Below are 17219 nucleotides of genomic sequence, written 5' to 3' on the forward strand. Positions count from 1 at the left end.
CATGACTTCCACCGTGACCGCCGACCCCCGGGTCGGTAAGTCGGACAGCGGTGGGGGCCGGGGCACCGGGGGTGCGCGCAGGAGACTGCCGCGCATCCCCGACCGGATCCGCAACGGCGGACTGCCCTATCTCCTGCTCCTGCCGGCGATCCTGCTCGAACTGCTCGTCCACCTGATCCCGATGATCGTCGGAATCGTGATGAGCTTCCGTCAGCTCACCCAGTTCTTCATCAGCAACTGGGGCAACGCGCCCTGGACGGGCCTGGACAACTACAGCGTCGCTGTCGACTTCGACGCCCCCATCGGCAAGGCGCTGCTCCACTCCTTCTTCGTCACCTGCGCCTTCACCTTCTTCGCCGTCGGCCTGTCCTGGCTGTTCGGCGTGGCCGCCGCGATCATGCTCCAGGAGAACTTCCGGGGGCGCGGCGTGCTGCGGGCGATCTTCCTCGTCCCGTACGCACTGCCGGTCTACGCGGCCGTCATCACCTGGGCATTCATGTTCCAGCGGGACAACGGCCTGGTGAACCACGTCCTGCACGACCAGCTCGGCATCACCGACCAGCCGTCCTTCTGGCTGATCGGCGACAACAGCTTCATCGCGCTGCTGGTCGTCTCGGTGTGGAAGGGCTGGCCGTTCGCCCTCCTCATTCTGATGGCGGGGCTGCAGAACATTCCGAACGAGTTGTACGAGGCCGCGTCCATCGACGGGGCCGGCATCTGGCAGCAGATCCGCAAGATCACCCTGCCGTCGCTGCGGCCGGTCAACCAGGTGCTCGTGCTGGTCCTGTTCCTCTGGACCTTCAACGACTTCAACACGCCGTTCGTGCTCTTCGGCCGTGCGGCACCCGAGAACGCGGACCTGATCTCGCTGCACATCTACCAGTCGTCGTTCGTCACCTGGAACTTCGGCACCGGCTCCGCGATGTCCGTGCTCCTCCTGCTCTTCCTGCTGCTGGTGACGGCCGTCTACCTGCTGCTGACCTCACGCGGAAGGAAGGGCTCCGGTGTCTAGCGCCACCACGCACAAGCGCCGTTCACCGATGGCGGCCCCGGCGTCCTTCGTGTGGACCCGGCGGATCATCCTGACCCTGCTGGCCGGTTTCGTCCTGCTGCCCGTGTACGTCATGGTCAGCAGCTCGCTCAAGCCGCTCCAGGACGTGTCCGGCAAGTTCCAGTGGATACCGTCGGGCCTCACCGTCCGCCCGTACTTCGACATCTGGAAGACCGTCCCGCTGGCGAAGTACTTCGCCAACTCGCTGATCGTGGCGGGCGCCGCCACGGTCGCCTCGGTGATCATCGCCGTGTTCTCGGCGTACGCGGTGAGCCGCTACGCCTTCCGCGGCAAGCGGGTCTTCACCATCACGGTGCTCTCCACCCAGATGTTCCCCGGCATCCTCTTCCTGCTGCCGCTGTTCCTCATCTACGTGAACATCGGCAACAGCACCGGGATCGCCCTGTACGGCTCGCGCGGCGGGCTCATCCTCACCTACCTGACGTTCTCCCTCCCGTTCTCCATCTGGATGCTGATCGGGTACTTCGACTCCATCCCGAAGGATCTGGACGAGGCCGCCAAGGTGGACGGCTGCGGTCCCCTCGGCGCGCTGTTCCGGGTGGTCGTCCCGGCCGCCGTGCCGGGCATCGTCGCCGTCGCCGTGTACGCGTTCATGACGGCGTGGGGCGAGGTGCTCTTCGCCTCGGTGATGACGAACGACACGACCAGGACCCTCGCCGTCGGGCTCCAGGGATATGCCACCCAGAACGACGTCTACTGGAACCAGGTGATGGCGGCTTCGCTCGTCGTCAGCGTCCCGGTCGTCGCCGGGTTCCTCCTGCTGCAGCGCTATCTCGTCGCCGGTCTCACGGCAGGCGCTGTCAAGTGACCATCTCAGAAAGGCAGTCCGTGAACGACCTCAACTCCCTCCCGGCCGATTTCACCTGGGGAGTGGCCACCGCCTCGTACCAGATCGAGGGAGCCGTCGCCGAGGACGGCCGTTCCCCGTCCATCTGGGACACCTTCTCCCACACCCCCGGAAAGGTGGCGGGCGGCGACACCGGCGACGTGGCCTGCGACCACTACCACCGGGTGCCCGAGGACATCGGCCTGATCAAGGAGGTCGGCGCGGGCGCGTACCGCTTCTCGCTGGCCTGGCCGCGCATCGTCCCGGGCGGTGACGGCCCGGTCAACAAGAAGGGCCTGGACTTCTACGACCGGCTGGTGGACGGACTCCTGGGCAACGGGATCACCCCCTTCGCCACGCTCTACCACTGGGATCTCCCGCAGGCCCTGCAGGACCGCGGCGGCTGGACGGTCCGCGAGACCGCCGAGCACTTCGCGGCGTACACGTCCGCCGTCGTCGAGCGCCTCGGCGACCGCGTCAAGGACTGGGCGACCCTCAACGAGCCGCTCTGCTCGGCGTGGATCGGTCACCTGGAAGGCAAGATGGCGCCGGGCCTGACCGACATCACGGCCGCCGTCCGCGCCTCGTACCACCTCCACCTCGGCCACGGCCTCGCCGTGCAGGCGATCCGGGCCGCCTCCCCGGGTGCCCGGGTCGGCATCGTCAACAACCTCTCCCCGATCGAGCCGGCGAGCGACAGCCCCGCCGACATCGCGGCGGCGGTCCGCGCCGACGGACACACCAACCGTTGGTGGCTCGACCCGATCCACGGCCGCGGTTACCCGCAGGACATGCTCGACCTGTACGGGGTCGAACTCCCGATTCAGCCGGGCGACCTGGAGACCATCGCCGCCCCGCTCGACTGGCTGGGCCTGAACTACTACTTCCGCCAGGTCGTCACCGCCGACGAGTCGGGCCCGATCCCGCACGCCCGGCAGGTCCCGGTGCCCGGCGCCCCCGTCACGTACATGGACTGGGAGGTCCACGCGGAGGGCCTGGAGCAGCTGCTGCTGCGTCTGACCGAGGAGTACGGCGCGACCAGGATCTACGTCACCGAGAACGGTTCGGCCTACCAGGACACGGTCGCGGCCGACGGTTCGGTCCACGACCCGGAGCGCACCCGGTACCTGGAGGAGCACCTGGCCGCGTGCGGCCGGGCGGTCTCCAAGGGAGCACCGCTCGCCGGGTACTTCGCGTGGTCGCTGCTCGACAACTTCGAGTGGGCCTACGGGTACGACAAGCGATTCGGGCTGGTTCACGTCGATTACGACACCCAGCGCCGTACAGTGAAGACCAGCGGACGGCGTTACGCGGAGCTGATCCGCGAACTGTCCTCCGGGCGAGTGGCGGACTCCGCCTGACGCCACTCCTCCGGGAGCAGGCCCCGGCCGTGCGACGGCTTTCCGCCGCACGGCCGGGGCCCTGTCATTCTCTTTCCGGTTTGCGGAAAGCCCGTTGGGAGCGCACGGCCGTGGCGATCGTCAGTCCGTGGTGAGTGTCAGGCCTGGTGAGTGTCAGACCTGGTGAGTGTCAGACCTGGTGAGTGTCAGGCCGTAGTGAGTGTCAGGCCGTAGTGGCCGAGGATCTCGTTGATCGGCTGGTACCAGGTCTCGCCGCCGCTGGTGCAGTTGCCCCAGCCGCCCGAGGTGACGCCCTGGGCCTGGTCGCCGCTGATGAACGAGCCTCCGGAGTCGCCGCCTTCGGCGCAGACGTTGGTCTTCGTCATCTGGTACACCGCGCCCTGGCTGTAGTTGACCGTCTCGTTCTTGGCGAGCACGGTGCCGCAGTGCCAGTGGGTGGTGGAGCCGGAACGGCAGACGGAGGCGCCGACCGGAGCTTCGTTGGAGCCGCGCACCAGCTGGTCGGAGACAGTGCCCCAGCCGAGGACCACCGGCACCGTCCACCAGCCGTTGGCGACGTTCACCCAGGCGTAGTCGTCGCCGGGGAAGGTGGATCCCTGGAAGTTGCCGATGGCCGAACCGTCCCAGCCCCTCACCGCCGCGCCGGCCCCCGAGCAGTGCCCGGCGGTGACGAATCCGCCGTTCACCGAGAAGCCGATGGAACAGCGGACGTTGCCGGTGTAGTAGGGGTCGCCACCGACCGTTCCGGCGGCGAGCGTCTGCGGAACGGCGCTGACGTGACGCACCGTCACGGGACCTGCGGTGCGGGCCTTCGCCAGGAAGGAGCGGACTTCGTGATCCTTCGCCGAGGCGGCGGCGACCTCGACGACGACGGACCCGGCCTCGGCATCGACGTGCCAGCTCGCCACGCCGTCGGGTGCGGCGAGCGCGTCGATGGCCGACTTGGCCCGGTCGAGGGCGCGTTGGGTGTGCGGGACGAGCTTGGTGTCGGCGCCGGTCGCCCGTACGGCTGCGGCGGCCCTCGCGTCGGTGACTCCGACGGTCAGCCTGCCGGTGCCCGCGTCGAACCAGGACCCTCCGTACGAGGCCCCGGCGGCGCTGCGGGCGGCCGGCTCCTGGGCGGTGGCGGTCTTCTCCGCGGCGAGCCTGGCCTTGGCCTGCGCGGGCGTCAGCCCGAGGTCCTTGGTCATGGCGGCGAGCAGGCCGGCCGAGGCGGGTTGCGAGGCGGCGGCGCTCGTGGGGGGAGCGGCGTCGGCCGCCGATGCCGGGGCCGGGCCGATGGCCGCCCAGGCGCCGACGACGAGGAGGGCGGACAGTCCGGCGCGCAGAGTTGTCAGGTGTTTCAAGGCAGTGCCCCTTCTGGTGTTCCGGTGCGTGGGGGTGGAACAGGAGGCGTCCGCGAACGCTCGCGGGGTACTCGATTGAGAGCGCTCTCAGCGCGGCACGCGACGACCCTAACGCAGCAAAATGGTCAGGTCCATGCCAAGTCCGGGATTGAAGTGCACGACCTTGCGCACCAACACCCCTACGCATGGCTGAAGTTGACCTGCCGATCGGAACAGCTGGGGGCACCGGCACGGCAGCCGGCACCCCCTCGCACGAGCAATCGCGTCCGGCTCAGCCCTGACCGGAGCGGAACGCCCGCGCGGTCCGCTCCAGCCGGTCCACGTACCTCTTCCACCACGTGGCGTCGCCGTCGGGGAGGTTGTCCCCCTGGGACCTGTAGCCGACCTCGCCGTCGATGAACTCCCGGACGATGTCGGCGTGTCCCGCGTGCCGGTGCGTCTCGGAGGTCACGTGCACGAGGACCTTGTGGAGCGTCACCTCGCGGTTCGCCTCGGACCACCACGGCACGGTCCCGAGTGCGTCGAGGGGCAGCGCGGCGATGGTGGCGTCCGAGTGCTGCCATGCGCGCCGGTAGCGGGCGACGACCTCCTCGCGGCTCTCCTCCTCGGTCGCCCACATGTCGGCGTTGTCCTCGGCACCCTCGTCGAGCCACGGGAAGGGCTCGTCCGAGGGCCTTCCGAACGTCTCACCGAAATAGCCGAGTTCGACACCCGAAAGGTGTTTGACCAGGCCCAGGAGGTTGGTGCCGGTCGGCGTCAGGGGGCGCCGGGCGTCGTAATCCGAGACACCCTCCAGCTTCAGCAGAAGGGTGTCTCGTGCTTCCTGGAGGTAGGACTGCAGATCGTCTTTGGGCTGTGATCGACTCATCCGGGCAGTTTCGCACCCCGCACCGACAACCCGTCGAGCATTTTCTCCTGGCCTCTCCCTCCGCACGGTCCACGGGGACTGCCCGACGGCGAGCCGCTCAAGGAGTCAGGAGCGGCAGTCCCGCCTCGCGCCAGAGCGCGCGCAACCCCCCTGCACACGGATTCCGCTCGGGGGAAGGCCCCAGCCCGCCGGCCTCCTCACGTGTACGCCAGTGATGCGCGCCCGAGGCGCCGTGCGCCCCGATCCTTGCCCACCCCGGCTCGCCGCACCCGGCGAAGCCCGCCCACGACCGCATCATCCGCGCGGAGAGGTCACGGTCGGCGTCGCCCGGCGGCCCTCCGACGAGGAAGTGGACGTTCTCGTCGTCGAGCGTGCCGAAGGCGAACGGGACGTCGGCGGCGTGCCAGGCCCGCACCGGCCGGGCCGGGGACCCGCCGGACCTGCGATCGAAGTGTGCGAGGAAGGCCGTACCGCCCGCCCGCGCGTGAGCCTCGGCGAGCCGGTCGCCGTACTCGGCGAAGAGCAGGTCCCCCCGGATCGCCAGGTACGTCTCGTGGACGGATCCGCCCGGCGCCCGGTCCCGATAGCCCCGGACCAGGGCGGCGGGGAGACCGAAGTCCCGTGCGAAGGCGCCCAGTCGGTCCTCCGTACCGATGTCCGCGCTGCTGCCGACCGCTTCAAAGAGGGTGTACTCCTCCGTGGTGCGGCACACCAGGAGCTCGACGCCGCTCGCCGTGAGCCCTTCGGACGCGGCGGTCAGCGGGTCGGCGGGCAGCAGGGTGCCGTCGACGACCGGTCCGTAGATGGCCGGATCGTGGTGGCGTCGGCCGGTCGCGGGGTTCCGGCGGCACGCCTCGACCACGGTGTCGGACGCGGTGACCAGCGTCTGCGGGGATGCCGCGAGCAGCGCCTCCCGGGTGGCGGGGATGCCGGCCGCCTCGGCGACCTCCCGGGTGGTGCGGGCGGCCGACGCGGCCGTGGCGCAGGAGTTGACGGCGGAGTGCAGCATCGCGCGGCCGAACAGCCCCCGGGCACGGTCCATGGCCATGAGGCAGGCGATCGAGGTGGCACCCGCCGACTGGCCGGCCACGGTGACCCGGTCGGCGGCGCCCCCGAAAGCGGCGATGTTGTCGCGTACCCATTCCAGGGCGGCGATCTGGTCGAGCAGTCCCCGGTTGTCCGGGCAGGCGTCCCTGTTCCCGCCCGGTGCTGCGGGGGACCCGGCCGGGACATGGCCGAACCCTTCGAAACCCAAGCGGTAGTTGCAGCTCACGACCGTCAGACCGAGTCCGGCGAGGGCGGCCCCGTCGAAGTCGGGCTGGGCGGAGGAGCCGAAGGCGAAGGCGCCTCCGTGGATCCAGACCAGGACGGGGAGCGCGTCGCCGGGCCCTCCCGGCGTCCAGACGTTGACCGTCAGGATGTCCTCGTCCCCGGGCTTCCAACCGGGCGCGCCGGGGAGTTCGGCCGACTGCGGGGCGACCGGACCGACGGCGAGGCAGGGGCGGACACCGGTCCATCCCGCCACCTGCCGGGGCTCCCGGAACCGGCGGGGTCCGAACGGTGGCGCAGCGTACGGGATGCCGAGGACAGCCGTCACGCCTGGCACCCGCCCGGCGGGCCGCCCCCGCACCTCGCCGGACCTCGTCGTGAACACATCCATCGGTACTCCCCCTGTCGTCGCGAACCTGTCGTCGCGAACCTGTCGTCGCGAACCTGTCGTCGCGAACCTGTCGTCGCGAACCTGTCGTCGCGGACCTGTCGCAGCCCGGCCCGCCATCGCCCGAGCTGTCGCAGTCGGCAACCACCCGGCCGGGACCCCATGGTGCCGACAAGGGCGGAGCGGGTGCCAACACCGGAATCGGGGCGATTGACGCGGCTGCGATGTGAAGGGGAGGGCAAGGTCTCCACGGCGCCTCCCCCCGAACCGCAGTGGACCGGGGTGACGCGAGCGCACTCCGACCCGAAAGGGCCGAAGCGTCCCGAGTGGCGGGAACGGCTCGGAGGGTGTGGTGCCCGCACGGCACCGTCGGGCCCCGCAGAGCCTCTGCCGAGGGTGGGCGGGGCGCTTCGACGGCCGCGATCAGGGCATACGCGCTTCCGGGGCGCCCCCACCTCGGCGCCTGCGGAGATTCTCCCTTTGCGGCGGGCGCGCGACCGGAGTGCAATTGCGGCAGGGGACGGTACGGCTCCGCCATCGGCGAGAGGACACGCAATGAGCGACACCGACCGGGGGGACGACGTCTATCAGCCCCAGCCGGAGGAGGCGTCCGACCCCGACGAACAGCTGGACATCGAGGACACCCTCGTGGACTCCGACCTCGGCGACACGCTGGACGAGGGGTACTCGCCACCGGAGCGGCCGTGGGTCGTGGAGGACGTGGGAACCACCGCGTCCGAGCAGCACGACGGGGAGTCGCTCGACAGCAGGCTCTCCCGCGAGCAGCCGGAGGTGGCCACGAACGACGGCGACGGAGCCGGCGACCTGTCCGGCGGCGAGGGCGAGCCGTGGGACGACGAGGTGGGTACGGATCGTGCCGGAAGGATCACCCAGCAGGCGGACGGGACCGTACCGGCCACGCTCACCGCGAGCGACGTGGGTGTCGACGGGGCCGCCGCCTCCGCGGAAGAGGCGGCCATGCACGTCGTGCCCGACGAGGAGCCGTGGCTCCCCGAGTGGGACCCCGCTTCCCCACCGGACTCCGGCCCGGACGCCGAACCCGATGCCACCGCGGGCCCGGACGCCGAACCCGATGCCACCGCCGGCCCTGCCGCCCCCGAGGACGACCCCGCCCACGCCCGTTGACCCCCTCTGCGAGCAGCCCCGGACCGGTCGGACGGGTCGGGCGGGTCGGTGCGTACCGCTCCGCGCGGCGCCGCACCGCCGCCACCGAGGCCACTGCTTGCCGACAACCACCCCCGAGACAGCCAGGAGCACCCTCATGACCGGCACCACCCCGACCGGCACCGCTCAGATCGGCGTGACAGGACTCGCGGTGATGGGCCGCAACCTGGCCCGTAACTTCGCCCGCAACGGATACACGGTCGCGCTGCACAACCGGACCAACGCCAAGACCCACGCGCTGGTCGAGGAGTTCGGGAGCGAGGGCGATTTCGTCGCCACCGAGTCCGCCGAGGAATTCGTCTCTGCGCTCGAACGCCCACGCCGGCTGGTCGTCATGGTGAAGGCCGGCGACCCGACCGACGCCGTGATCGCGGAGTTCACCCCGCTCCTCGAACCCGGCGACATGATCGTCGACGGCGGCAACGCGCACTTCGCCGACACCCGCCGCCGCGAAAAGGAGCTGCGCGAGCACGGCATCCACTTCGTGGGCACCGGCGTCTCCGGCGGCGAAGAGGGCGCCCTCAACGGGCCCAGCATCATGCCGGGTGGCTCACCCGAGTCGTACGACAGCCTCGGCCCGATGCTGGAGAAGATCTCCGCGAAAGCCGACGACGGGGCCCCGTGCGTCACCCACCTCGGCCCGGACGGCGCGGGCCACTACGTCAAAATGGTACATAATGGCATCGAGTACGCGGACATGCAGCTCATCGCCGAGGCATACCATCTGCTCCGCGCGGTGGCGGGATACTCCCCCGCGCGCATCGCGGACGTCTTCCGCACCTGGAACACCGGGCGCCTGGACTCCTATCTCATCGAGATCACCGCTGAGGTGCTCTCCCATGTCGATGCGGCGACCGGCAAGCCCTTCGTGGACGTCGTGCTCGACCAGGCGGAGCAGAAGGGCACCGGCCGCTGGACCGTGCAGATCGCCCTCGACCTGGGCGTTCCCGTCTCCGGCATCGCCGAGGCCGTCTTCGCACGCTCCGTCTCCGGCCATGCCGGTCTCCGGGACGCCTCACGTGACCTCGCGGGTCCGACCGCCCGCAAGCTGGGTGAGGACGAGGCGGCTGCCTTCGCCGACCAGGTCGAGCAGGCCCTGTACGCCTCGAAGATCGTCGCCTACACACAGGGCTTCCACGAGATCTCGGCCGGCAGCGAGCAGTACGACTGGGACATCGACCTCGGCAGGGTCGCCTCGATCTGGCGCGGCGGATGCATCATCCGGGCCGCGTTTCTCGACAGGATCACCAGCGCCTACGAGGCCCAGCCCGGGATGGCGAGCCTCCTCTCCGACAAGAGTTTCGCCGAGGAGATCGCCAGCGCCCAGGACGACTGGCGCCACGTGATCGCCACCGCCGTCACCCAGGGCGTCCCCACCCCCGCCTTCGCCGCCACCCTCGCCTACTACGACTCCCTGCGCGCCGAACGCCTGCCCGCCGCACTCACCCAGGGCCAGCGCGACTACTTCGGCGCACACACCTACCACCGCGCCGACCGGAACGGCACCTTCCACACCCTCTGGGGAGGCGACAGGACCGAAACCGAAAGCTGAGAAAGTCCCCGATCAGTCCCGCGGAACCTCCCACCCCACCCACACCGCTCTGCGGTGTGGGTTCACAACCGCCACGTCCGAAGGGGCCCACCGGCGCCGTCGCCGCCGCATGGCGGCGCGGGCGAACCCGACCGCCGGATGGGCGCTGTCAGGACCTGCTCACGCCGGTCGGTGAAGACCATGGCGACCGCGTGCTCCGCCGCCAGACCTCCCGCACCGCCTGGCGCGGTCGGCAAGGTACCACCGCAACGAGCTACCCCGGACGTTTCACGGACGTCACCCGGCAGGTCACCGCCTTCGCGGACACACCCCTCAACGGCGAGGCCGTCAAGCTCACTTGGAGTGCGGCCACCCTCACGTGGTCATGAACCAGCCCTGGCCGACCGACCAGGCTGCGCAACACGCTCGGGCAGCCGGCCGCCGGGACCGCCGTCGTTCACGGCCGCCTTCGAGGCCTCCAATACCGCCGGGCCGCCGCCGACGCCTTACGGTTTCCTGGAGGTCGCCATGCCGTTCAGGAGGAGTTTGAGGACTTCCTGGAGCTCTTCCGCCAGTGATCCGGCCCGGTCCGACGCCGAGTGGTGCGCCCAGCGGTAGAGGGCGCCGAGGTACACGTCACGCAGGACGTTGCCGATGCGCTCGGGCGAAAGCTCGGTGCTCAGCTCCCCCTGCCGGATACCGCCCCGCACGATCTCCGCGAACACGTCCGCGACATACGGCTCCTCAAGAATCGGTCGGCCGGCCTTCACCCAGGCGGTGAGCATGGCGACGGTGAGCTCCTGCTCCTCCTGGTTGAGACGCGCGAGGGCGGCCATGCACTGCATGAGCTGCGCGGTGGGGCCCGCGTCATACCCCTTGCCCTCGTCCAGAGTCGTCATGAGAGTGGCCCGCCTCCGATCACCCCAGGCGCTGACGATGTCTTCCTTGCGCTGGAAATAGTTGAAGAACGTTCCCCGCGCCACGTCGGCCCGCTCGGCGATCTCGTCGATGGATGTGCTGTCGTAGCCTCTTTCGATGAAGAGCTCGACCGCTGCCAAGTACAAACGTTCCTTGACCCGTTGCTTGTTGCGCTCCCGACGGCCGACGGGCGGCGTCGACGCTGTCGCCCGCGAGTTCATTCCATCTCTCCGTTCGTGTATGACCCCCGTAAGGTCGGTGGCGCGGCCGGTGGCAGGAAAACTGCAGGCCATGCCGGCCTCGGTCCGGCCGAGGTCGGCATGCTGACTCTGGAAGTCACTTCCTACACGGTCGCATTTTTTTATACCATGGTCCAAGTTTTACCGCAGTCCCACCCGGAAAATGCGGCGTCCACCGGAGGGGCGCCACACCAGGCGGCGAGACACCCCTCCCGCGCCACTCAACCCTTGGCCGCACCGGCTGCCGGGTGCGGCTCCTCCGCGCTGCGCCCGGCCAGGCTCTTCCGGATGCTCTCCACGCTCTCCGGCCCGAGCAACCGGCCGGCCGTGATCTCGATCCCGTGATCCCGGTGCAACCGTTGCCTGAGCTGGGTCGCCATCAGGGAGTCGAGCCCCATGTCGCGCAGCGAGCGCCGCTCGTCGATGGCCCCGACGGACATGCCGAGCAGGGCCGCGGAGTGGTCGAGGAACACGTCCGCGTGGGCCCCGTCGCGCGGACGTGCAGCACGCACTCCGCTCTCCGGTGAACCGGCCCTCACGACGGAGCGCCGCACGGGCGTCACGCCCTCTCCCGCGGCGCAAGACGGTGCAGCGGGGCGCGGCACGTTGGTGGGGAGCCCCGTCGCGGGGGGGCCTGCGGTCTCTCCGAACAGTCCGGTCAGCGGCGCCGTGCACCGCGCGATCAGCCGCGACAGGAGGCCGGGTATCCGTGAGAGCGGGCTGCCCGCAGGTGTCGGCATGGGGAGCCGCCGCATGCGGATCCCGGCGAACCGCGCGAGAACCCGTCCGTCCGGCTCCACGAGGACGACGTCCGCGAGGGCGGAGTCCGGCCCGTTCTCCTGACGGAAGGTGCTCACACTCCAGAACTCCTGCGTCAGTTCCCCGTAGAACTGCACGGAATCGAAGGCCACGGGCAGATAGGCGCAGCCGTCCGTGCTGGACGCACCGCTCGGCCAGGCCGCCAGGAGCGACTGCAGGCCCACCTCCCAGCCGGCTCGTAGCGGAGCCTTCGGCAGTCGCATGCGGGCCACGGCTTCGCCGTCGCGACGCCACAGGTGTTCCACCGCCCGGAACGCTTCGCCGATCTCGAACCCCTTCCGCTCGGCGAGCAGTTGAAAGTCCTGTGCGCCCAGATAGTCGCGACAGCGGGAGAGCGCGGCATCGATGGTGTCCATCGCCTCGACGGCATCGCAGTCGTCCGCCTCGACGACCTGGCCCGCGGCGCAGAAGACGGGGAACGGCGCGCCCGGCAGCGAAGCCCGCACGCTCACGGCGCGGGCTCCTCCGGCCTCGTGGTCGTCGAGGGTGACCCGAAGGACCGTGTCGGCGGCGGACTCGAGGGGCACGTGGGCCTCCCCCAGTTCCACGTTCCGCAGTTCGAACATCCCCGTCGGGCCCCTGTCCCGCGCCGTGTCGAGCATCGCCGCGAGGTAGACGGCAGGCGGTACGGAGGTGACGCCCCGCACCCCGACGCCGCTGCCCCAGTCGGCGGTCGCACCCCAGGACCCGAGGTCGATCTCCCGTACGAAGGGGGCGCCGGACCGGGTAGCGGCATCCCCGAGGGCCGCTTCGCGCTGGAAGCACACTGCGTCCCAGGGGTACGTGGGCAGGGACGGCACCCAGCGCCGGACACCGCCGTACCACCGTTCCCAGTCCACGGTTCCGCCGCTGCCGAAGATCCGGCCGGCCGCCCGGGCCAGCTCCACGTGCTCGTCCTGTGCGCGGTGCAGAGAGGCCACCGTGGCCGCGCCGTACTCGGTGTCCAGGGTTTCGTCCACGGCGGTCGCGAGGATCGGATGAGGGCTGATCTCGACGAACACGCTCTCCGTCTCGCGCGCCACCTCCCGAACGGTGTCGGCGAACCGGACCGGACGGCGGAGGTTGTCCATCCAGTAGGCGGCGTCGAGTTCGGGGCCCTCGACCGGGGCGCGGCGCACCGTGGAGACCATGACCGTCGAGGATTCCACGGGGGCGAGTCCGGCCAGATCCCGCAGGAGGTCGTCGCGCAGCGTGTCCATCTGCGGTGAGTGCGACGCCACGTTCACCTTCACCGGGCGGCACAGGACGCCGCGCGTCTCCAGTGCGGTCCGGATGCGGGCGAGTGCGGTGGGATCGCCGGCCAGCACGGTGGCGGAGGGCGCGTTCTCGGCCGCGACGCACACGGAGTCCGCAAGGCTTGCGATGGCCTGCCGCGCATCGGCGGCGGACAGTTCCACGACGAGCATGGCGCCCTGCCCGGCCGCACGCTGCATCAGCAGGCTGCGTCGACAGATCACCGCAGCCGCGTCTTCGAGCGAGAGGGCGCCGGAAGCATGAGCGGCGGCCACTTCCCCCATGCTGTGACCGATGCACAGGGCGGGTGCCACGCCGCGCTCCCGCCATGCGGCGGTGAGCGCCACCTGCACGGCCCACAGTACGGGCTGAACGGTGGCGACATCCTGGGGGAAGTCAGCGGCGTCCGACGCCAGAACCTCGCGTACCGACCACCCGAGTTCGGCGTGAACCGCCCGGTCGCAGGCGTCCAGCGCGGCGCGGAAGGCCGGTGAACGCTCGTCCAGGACCCGGCTCATGCCCGACCACTGCGAGCCCTGTCCGGAATAGACGAACACGGTGCGCTTTCCGCCCGAGAATCCGGCCTCGCCCAGGCCGCCGTCAGGAATTGTCCCGCCCGCCGCGAGGGTGCGGAGCTTGTCGGCCAGTTCATCATGGTCGGCGCCGACGGCCCAGAGCCGGTGTGGATGCGCGTCGCGCCCGGTGGCCGCGGCGGCGCAGATGTCGTGCAGCGCCTGTGCCCGCCCAGGGCCGGACGGGCCGAGGTATTCCGCGTACCGTTCGGCCAGGCGGCGCAGGGCGTTGGCCGATCGCGCGCTGAGCACCAGCAGATGAGGACCGGCGTCGGCCGTGCTGTTCGCGTGGGCAGGCGGCTCGGGAACATGCTCGCCGATGACCACATGGGCGTTCGTACCGGACAGACCGAACGAGCTGACTCCGAGCAGCGCGCGCGGGCCGGCCGCGTCCAGCGGTCGGTTGCTGGTCACCACGCGGATGGGGGAATCGTCCTGATTCAGCAAGGCGTGCGGTCTTTTGAGGTGCAGAGACGCTGGCACAACGCCCCGCTGGACGATCAGCACCGCCTTGATGAGTCCGGCGATACCGGCTGCGGCCTCGGCGTGGCCGAGGTTGGTCTTCACCGACCCCGTCAGGAGTGGGCGGTCCGCCGAGCGCCCCTTCGCGGACTGGGCGAGCGCCCGGAATTCGACTCCGTCTCCGGCCGCGGTACCGGTGCCGTGGGCTTCCACGTAATCGAGTTGCGCGGGCTCGACGCCGGCAACGCGGCAGGCCTCGCGCAGCATGTCGACCTGGCCGTCCACCGAAGGGTGCAGCAGCAGTCCGCTGCCCTTGCCGTCGTTGGTGACCGCGCTGCCGAGCAGCACCGACAGCACGGGATCGCCGTCCCGGAGCGCGTCGTCCAAGCGCTTGAGCACGACGACGCCGACGCCTTCGCTGCGTACGAACCCGTCGGCGTCCGCGTCGCCGAAGCGGCAGCGCCCGCCGGGCGAGAGCATGCCCCCTTGGGAGTATGCGATGGAGTCGTGAGGGGACAGGATGACGTTGACGCCTGCGGCGATGCCCAGGTCGCTCTCGCCGGTCAGCAGGCTCTGCCGCGCGGCGTGCACGGCGACCAGGGACGAGGAGCACGCAGTGTCCAGCACGATGCTCGGGCCTCGCAGATCCAGGGCGAAGGAGACCCGGCCCGCCGTGATGGCACGCAGTCGGCTGCCGACGATGCTGCGGACATCGGGACTGTGTGCCAGCGGGTCGGTGTCCGCATGTTCCGAGGTGGCCTGCCCGACGAATACGCCGCCCCGGCTCCCGGCGAGTCGAGAGGGGGGTATGCCCGCCGATTCGAGGGCTTCCCAGACGACATGGAGCAGGAGCCGTTGCTGCGGGTCCATGCTTCGGGCCTCCACCGGCGAAATACCGAAGAAGGAGGCGTCGAAGTCGAACGGGTCGTCGAGGAAGCCGCCGTGCCGGGACACAGTCCGGCCCGGGGTCCCCGGTGCCGGGTCGTACCAGTCACCGACGTCGAATCGATCACCGGGGACCGGGCTCACGGCGTCGACGTTGTCGACGAGGACGTCCCACAACGCCTCCACGCCGTCGATCCGCGGAAACCTGCACCCCATGCCGATGATCGCGATGGGCCTCGTGCTCGGCCGTGCTGAACGCATGGAAACTCCAGACATCAAAAGGCGGATGAATCGGACGTTCGTTCTAGCGGGATCCAAAAATACACTCCAGGCCAATTTTCGCTCGGAAACTTCCCCCTGTCTCGGTGGAAGATCCCAAGTCCTGGAAAAGGAGGGAACGTTGCGTCACAAATGATCCACTTTGACCGTCGCTCCCGGGCACGCGCAAAAACTTGTACTTGCGCCCATACATAATCTGCCGACTATGATTGAGCCATGGGTCAGCATGTCGGGAAGTGGGCTGGATTTTGCGCTGACACCATGCGTCACGCCGTGGCCGTACAGGGGAAGTGGAGAAGCACGTGGACATCTCGCAGTTGATGCCGTCGATGGGCGACGAAGAGGTGGCCGCCTACCGGCTCCTCGTCGTGTCCGGTGGAGTCACCATGGAGCGGCTGGCGAGGAAGCTGGGGTGGGGCACCGCACAGACGGAACGCGTGCTGGCCACGCTCAGGAAACTGAGGCTGGTCAGACCCTGCACGGACAGCCCGAGCGACTGGGAGGCCGTGCACCCGGAAATGGCGAGGTTCCGGTACACGAAGCCGCTCGAAGGCGCCATTGACGCCTGGCAGGCCCAGCTGGACGGATTCCGCCGGCAGTTGGACGCGCTCACGACCGGCTACGACGACGGCTCGACGATCGAAGGCGTCAACCACATCGTCCCCGTCGTCGGCGCCTCGGACGTCCGCGACGTACTGGACGATGCCGCGGCCCGGTGCACTGAAGAGGTGCTCGCCGTACAGCCCCTGGGCCGGGAGCCGTCGGGCCTGGGCCGGAACGCGCTTTCCCGCCACCTCGGACTGCTGGGACGGTCCGTCCGGGTGCGCGTCCTCTTCCCGCACCTCTCGCGTTACGACGCCCAGACGCGTGAGTACGTGGAACGGGTCACGGCCGCGGATGGCGAAGTCCGCACCTCCGCCTCGCCCTTGCCCGCGCTCGTCGTCTTCGACCGGTCGGTGGCGTTTCTGCTGGACAACGACGGCCGCGGCACCGAGAAGGCCCAGGTGGTGAAGAACGGCGCTCTCGTGGACTTCATCGTCCGCGCGGCGGAAGGCGCTTGGGCCACCGGAGCCGACTTTCAGGGGGCCGGGGGCAACAACCGGATCCCGGAGCAGCTCACCCATCAGACGAAAGCGGCCATCATCCAGTTGCTCGCGGCCGGTTACAAGGACGAGGTGGTGGCGAGACGCCTCGGAATCGCCGTGCGCACGTGCCGGAAGTACATCGCGGAAATCTTCGACGACCTGGGAGCGCAGAGCCGCTTCCAGGCGGGCTGGCTGGTGCGGCAACGCATGCTCGCCGCCGGTGGCGGCGACATCGGCGAGGAGGCCACGGCCGGCAGGGGAGCCGCTTGAGCCGTCCCCGGCGACGAGCGCGGCGACCGGGAGCGGGATCGGCGGCACGGGCTGTTCCCGGCAGGCGGTCGGCGGCCGTTCCGGGGCGGACGCGTAGCCGCCCCAAAACGAGTCCCACGGAGCTCTCGCCTTTCTTCGGAGCAGGCCCAGTGTGATCCGTCCGCCGTGGGCACCAGGCCGCCGCGGAACATCGGGGCCGCGTCGCCGATCGATGAACTCCTAAGATTCAAAAGGCAGTTGAGCCTTTGCCTCGCGTGCCAGATCGTCCAGGCAGAGCGCGGGGGAGCTGTTCGCGGGCGTGGTGGGCGGGAGGGCCGGCGCGGTCATCAGCCTGACACCGAGGCGGACGCGAGGCGCTCGGACTGGACGGAGCCCGGACCGCGCGCACGGACGGCCCCGACACCCGCCGGCTCCGAGGCGTCGAAGGCTGCCCGGAGGTCCGGCACATGGAAGGCGATGTCCGCGACACCGCCCTCGTGCCACTCCGCACACGCGCTCGCCGCGCTCACCTGACTGACCATCAGGCGAATACCACCCCGCCGCAACGCCAGCGAGTGACGGTCGCTGCCCCGGCCGTCGCGAAAGCCTCACATCCGTACCGGCGCCGGAGC

12 protein-coding genes are annotated in these 17219 nt (G+C 70.1%); 6 read left to right on the top strand and 6 right to left on the bottom strand.

Features of this window, described 5'->3' with window-relative positions:
* Position 1: 1 nt before the first annotated feature.
* Genes ACFZAX_RS12600 through ACFZAX_RS12610 form a run of 3 tightly spaced genes read left to right on the top strand, consistent with a single transcriptional unit; the run spans position 2 to position 3259 of the window.
* The gene (locus tag ACFZAX_RS12600; RefSeq protein WP_327179435.1) at positions 2 to 1012 is read left to right on the top strand and encodes a sugar ABC transporter permease; all 1011 of its coding nucleotides are present in this window, start codon (positions 2 to 4) and stop codon (positions 1010 to 1012) included.
* Between the two features lie 28 nt (positions 1013 to 1040).
* The gene (locus ACFZAX_RS12605) at positions 1041 to 1880 is read left to right on the top strand and encodes a carbohydrate ABC transporter permease (protein WP_327180262.1); all 840 of its coding nucleotides are present in this window, start codon (positions 1041 to 1043) and stop codon (positions 1878 to 1880) included.
* Between the two features lie 20 nt (positions 1881 to 1900).
* The gene (locus ACFZAX_RS12610) at positions 1901 to 3259 is read left to right on the top strand and encodes a GH1 family beta-glucosidase (RefSeq protein ID WP_390961527.1); all 1359 of its coding nucleotides are present in this window, start codon (positions 1901 to 1903) and stop codon (positions 3257 to 3259) included.
* Positions 3260 to 3444: 185 nt separating this feature from the next.
* Here the strand turns inward: ACFZAX_RS12610 and ACFZAX_RS12615 are convergent, their stop codons facing one another.
* From ACFZAX_RS12615 to ACFZAX_RS12625, 3 genes are all read right to left on the bottom strand, one after another.
* Positions 3445 to 4605, bottom strand: a complete 1161-nt coding sequence (locus tag ACFZAX_RS12615) for an alpha-lytic protease prodomain-containing protein (RefSeq protein ID WP_390961183.1) — start codon at positions 4603 to 4605, stop codon at positions 3445 to 3447.
* A gap of 271 nt (positions 4606 to 4876) precedes the next feature.
* The gene (locus ACFZAX_RS12620) at positions 4877 to 5473 is read right to left on the bottom strand and encodes a DUF664 domain-containing protein (RefSeq protein ID WP_390961184.1); all 597 of its coding nucleotides are present in this window, start codon (positions 5471 to 5473) and stop codon (positions 4877 to 4879) included.
* Between the two features lie 97 nt (positions 5474 to 5570).
* Positions 5571 to 7133 (bottom strand): carboxylesterase family protein, encoded by a 1563-nt coding sequence (locus ACFZAX_RS12625; protein WP_390961185.1) that lies wholly within the window; start codon positions 7131 to 7133, stop codon positions 5571 to 5573.
* Positions 7134 to 7685: 552 nt separating this feature from the next.
* Between ACFZAX_RS12625 and ACFZAX_RS12630 the strand changes: the two genes are divergently transcribed.
* Positions 7686 to 8276: a DUF5709 domain-containing protein gene (locus ACFZAX_RS12630; protein WP_390961186.1), complete on the top strand. Its 591-nt coding sequence runs from the start codon at positions 7686 to 7688 to the stop codon at positions 8274 to 8276.
* Between the two features lie 136 nt (positions 8277 to 8412).
* A complete protein-coding gene (gndA, locus tag ACFZAX_RS12635) occupies positions 8413 to 9867 on the top strand; it encodes an NADP-dependent phosphogluconate dehydrogenase (RefSeq protein WP_390961187.1) in 1455 nt (484 codons plus the stop codon).
* Between the two features lie 485 nt (positions 9868 to 10352).
* Here the strand turns inward: gndA and ACFZAX_RS12640 are convergent, their stop codons facing one another.
* Both ACFZAX_RS12640 and ACFZAX_RS12645 read right to left on the bottom strand, forming a co-directional pair.
* Positions 10353 to 10904: a TetR family transcriptional regulator gene (locus ACFZAX_RS12640; protein WP_390961188.1), complete on the bottom strand. Its 552-nt coding sequence runs from the start codon at positions 10902 to 10904 to the stop codon at positions 10353 to 10355.
* Positions 10905 to 11224: 320 nt separating this feature from the next.
* Entirely contained in the window at positions 11225 to 15235 is a 4011-nt protein-coding gene (locus ACFZAX_RS12645; RefSeq protein ID WP_390961189.1) for a beta-ketoacyl synthase N-terminal-like domain-containing protein, read from the bottom strand.
* A 308-nt stretch (positions 15236 to 15543) separates the two neighbouring features.
* Between ACFZAX_RS12645 and ACFZAX_RS12650 the strand changes: the two genes are divergently transcribed.
* Positions 15544 to 16608 (top strand): hypothetical protein, encoded by a 1065-nt coding sequence (locus ACFZAX_RS12650; protein WP_390961191.1) that lies wholly within the window; start codon positions 15544 to 15546, stop codon positions 16606 to 16608.
* A 326-nt stretch (positions 16609 to 16934) separates the two neighbouring features.
* On the opposite strand, the gene ACFZAX_RS12655 is transcribed toward ACFZAX_RS12650, so the two are convergent.
* Positions 16935 to 17117 (bottom strand): hypothetical protein, encoded by a 183-nt coding sequence (locus tag ACFZAX_RS12655; RefSeq protein WP_390961193.1) that lies wholly within the window; start codon positions 17115 to 17117, stop codon positions 16935 to 16937.
* Positions 17118 to 17219 lie beyond the last annotated feature (102 nt).

The sequence above is a fragment of the Streptomyces sp. NPDC008125 genome (assembly GCF_042957125.1).
GTDB lineage: Bacteria > Actinomycetota > Actinomycetes > Streptomycetales > Streptomycetaceae > Streptomyces.

Excerpts from the sequence above, each read along its gene's own strand:
- ACFZAX_RS12600 (WP_327179435.1), top strand. The coding sequence starts at position 2 with ATGACTTCCACCGTGACCGCCGACCCCCGGGTCGGTAAGTCGGACAGC.
- ACFZAX_RS12605 (WP_327180262.1), top strand. The coding sequence starts at position 1,041 with ATGGCGGCCCCGGCGTCCTTCGTGTGGACCCGGCGGATCATCCTGACC.
- ACFZAX_RS12620 (WP_390961184.1), bottom strand. The coding sequence starts at position 5,473 with ATGAGTCGATCACAGCCCAAAGACGATCTGCAGTCCTACCTCCAGGAA.
- ACFZAX_RS12625 (WP_390961185.1), bottom strand. The coding sequence starts at position 7,133 with ATGGATGTGTTCACGACGAGGTCCGGCGAGGTGCGGGGGCGGCCCGCC.
- ACFZAX_RS12630 (WP_390961186.1), top strand. The coding sequence starts at position 7,686 with ATGAGCGACACCGACCGGGGGGACGACGTCTATCAGCCCCAGCCGGAG.
- gndA (WP_390961187.1), top strand. The coding sequence starts at position 8,413 with ATGACCGGCACCACCCCGACCGGCACCGCTCAGATCGGCGTGACAGGA.
- ACFZAX_RS12645 (WP_390961189.1), bottom strand. The coding sequence starts at position 15,235 with ATGCGTTCAGCACGGCCGAGCACGAGGCCCATCGCGATCATCGGCATG.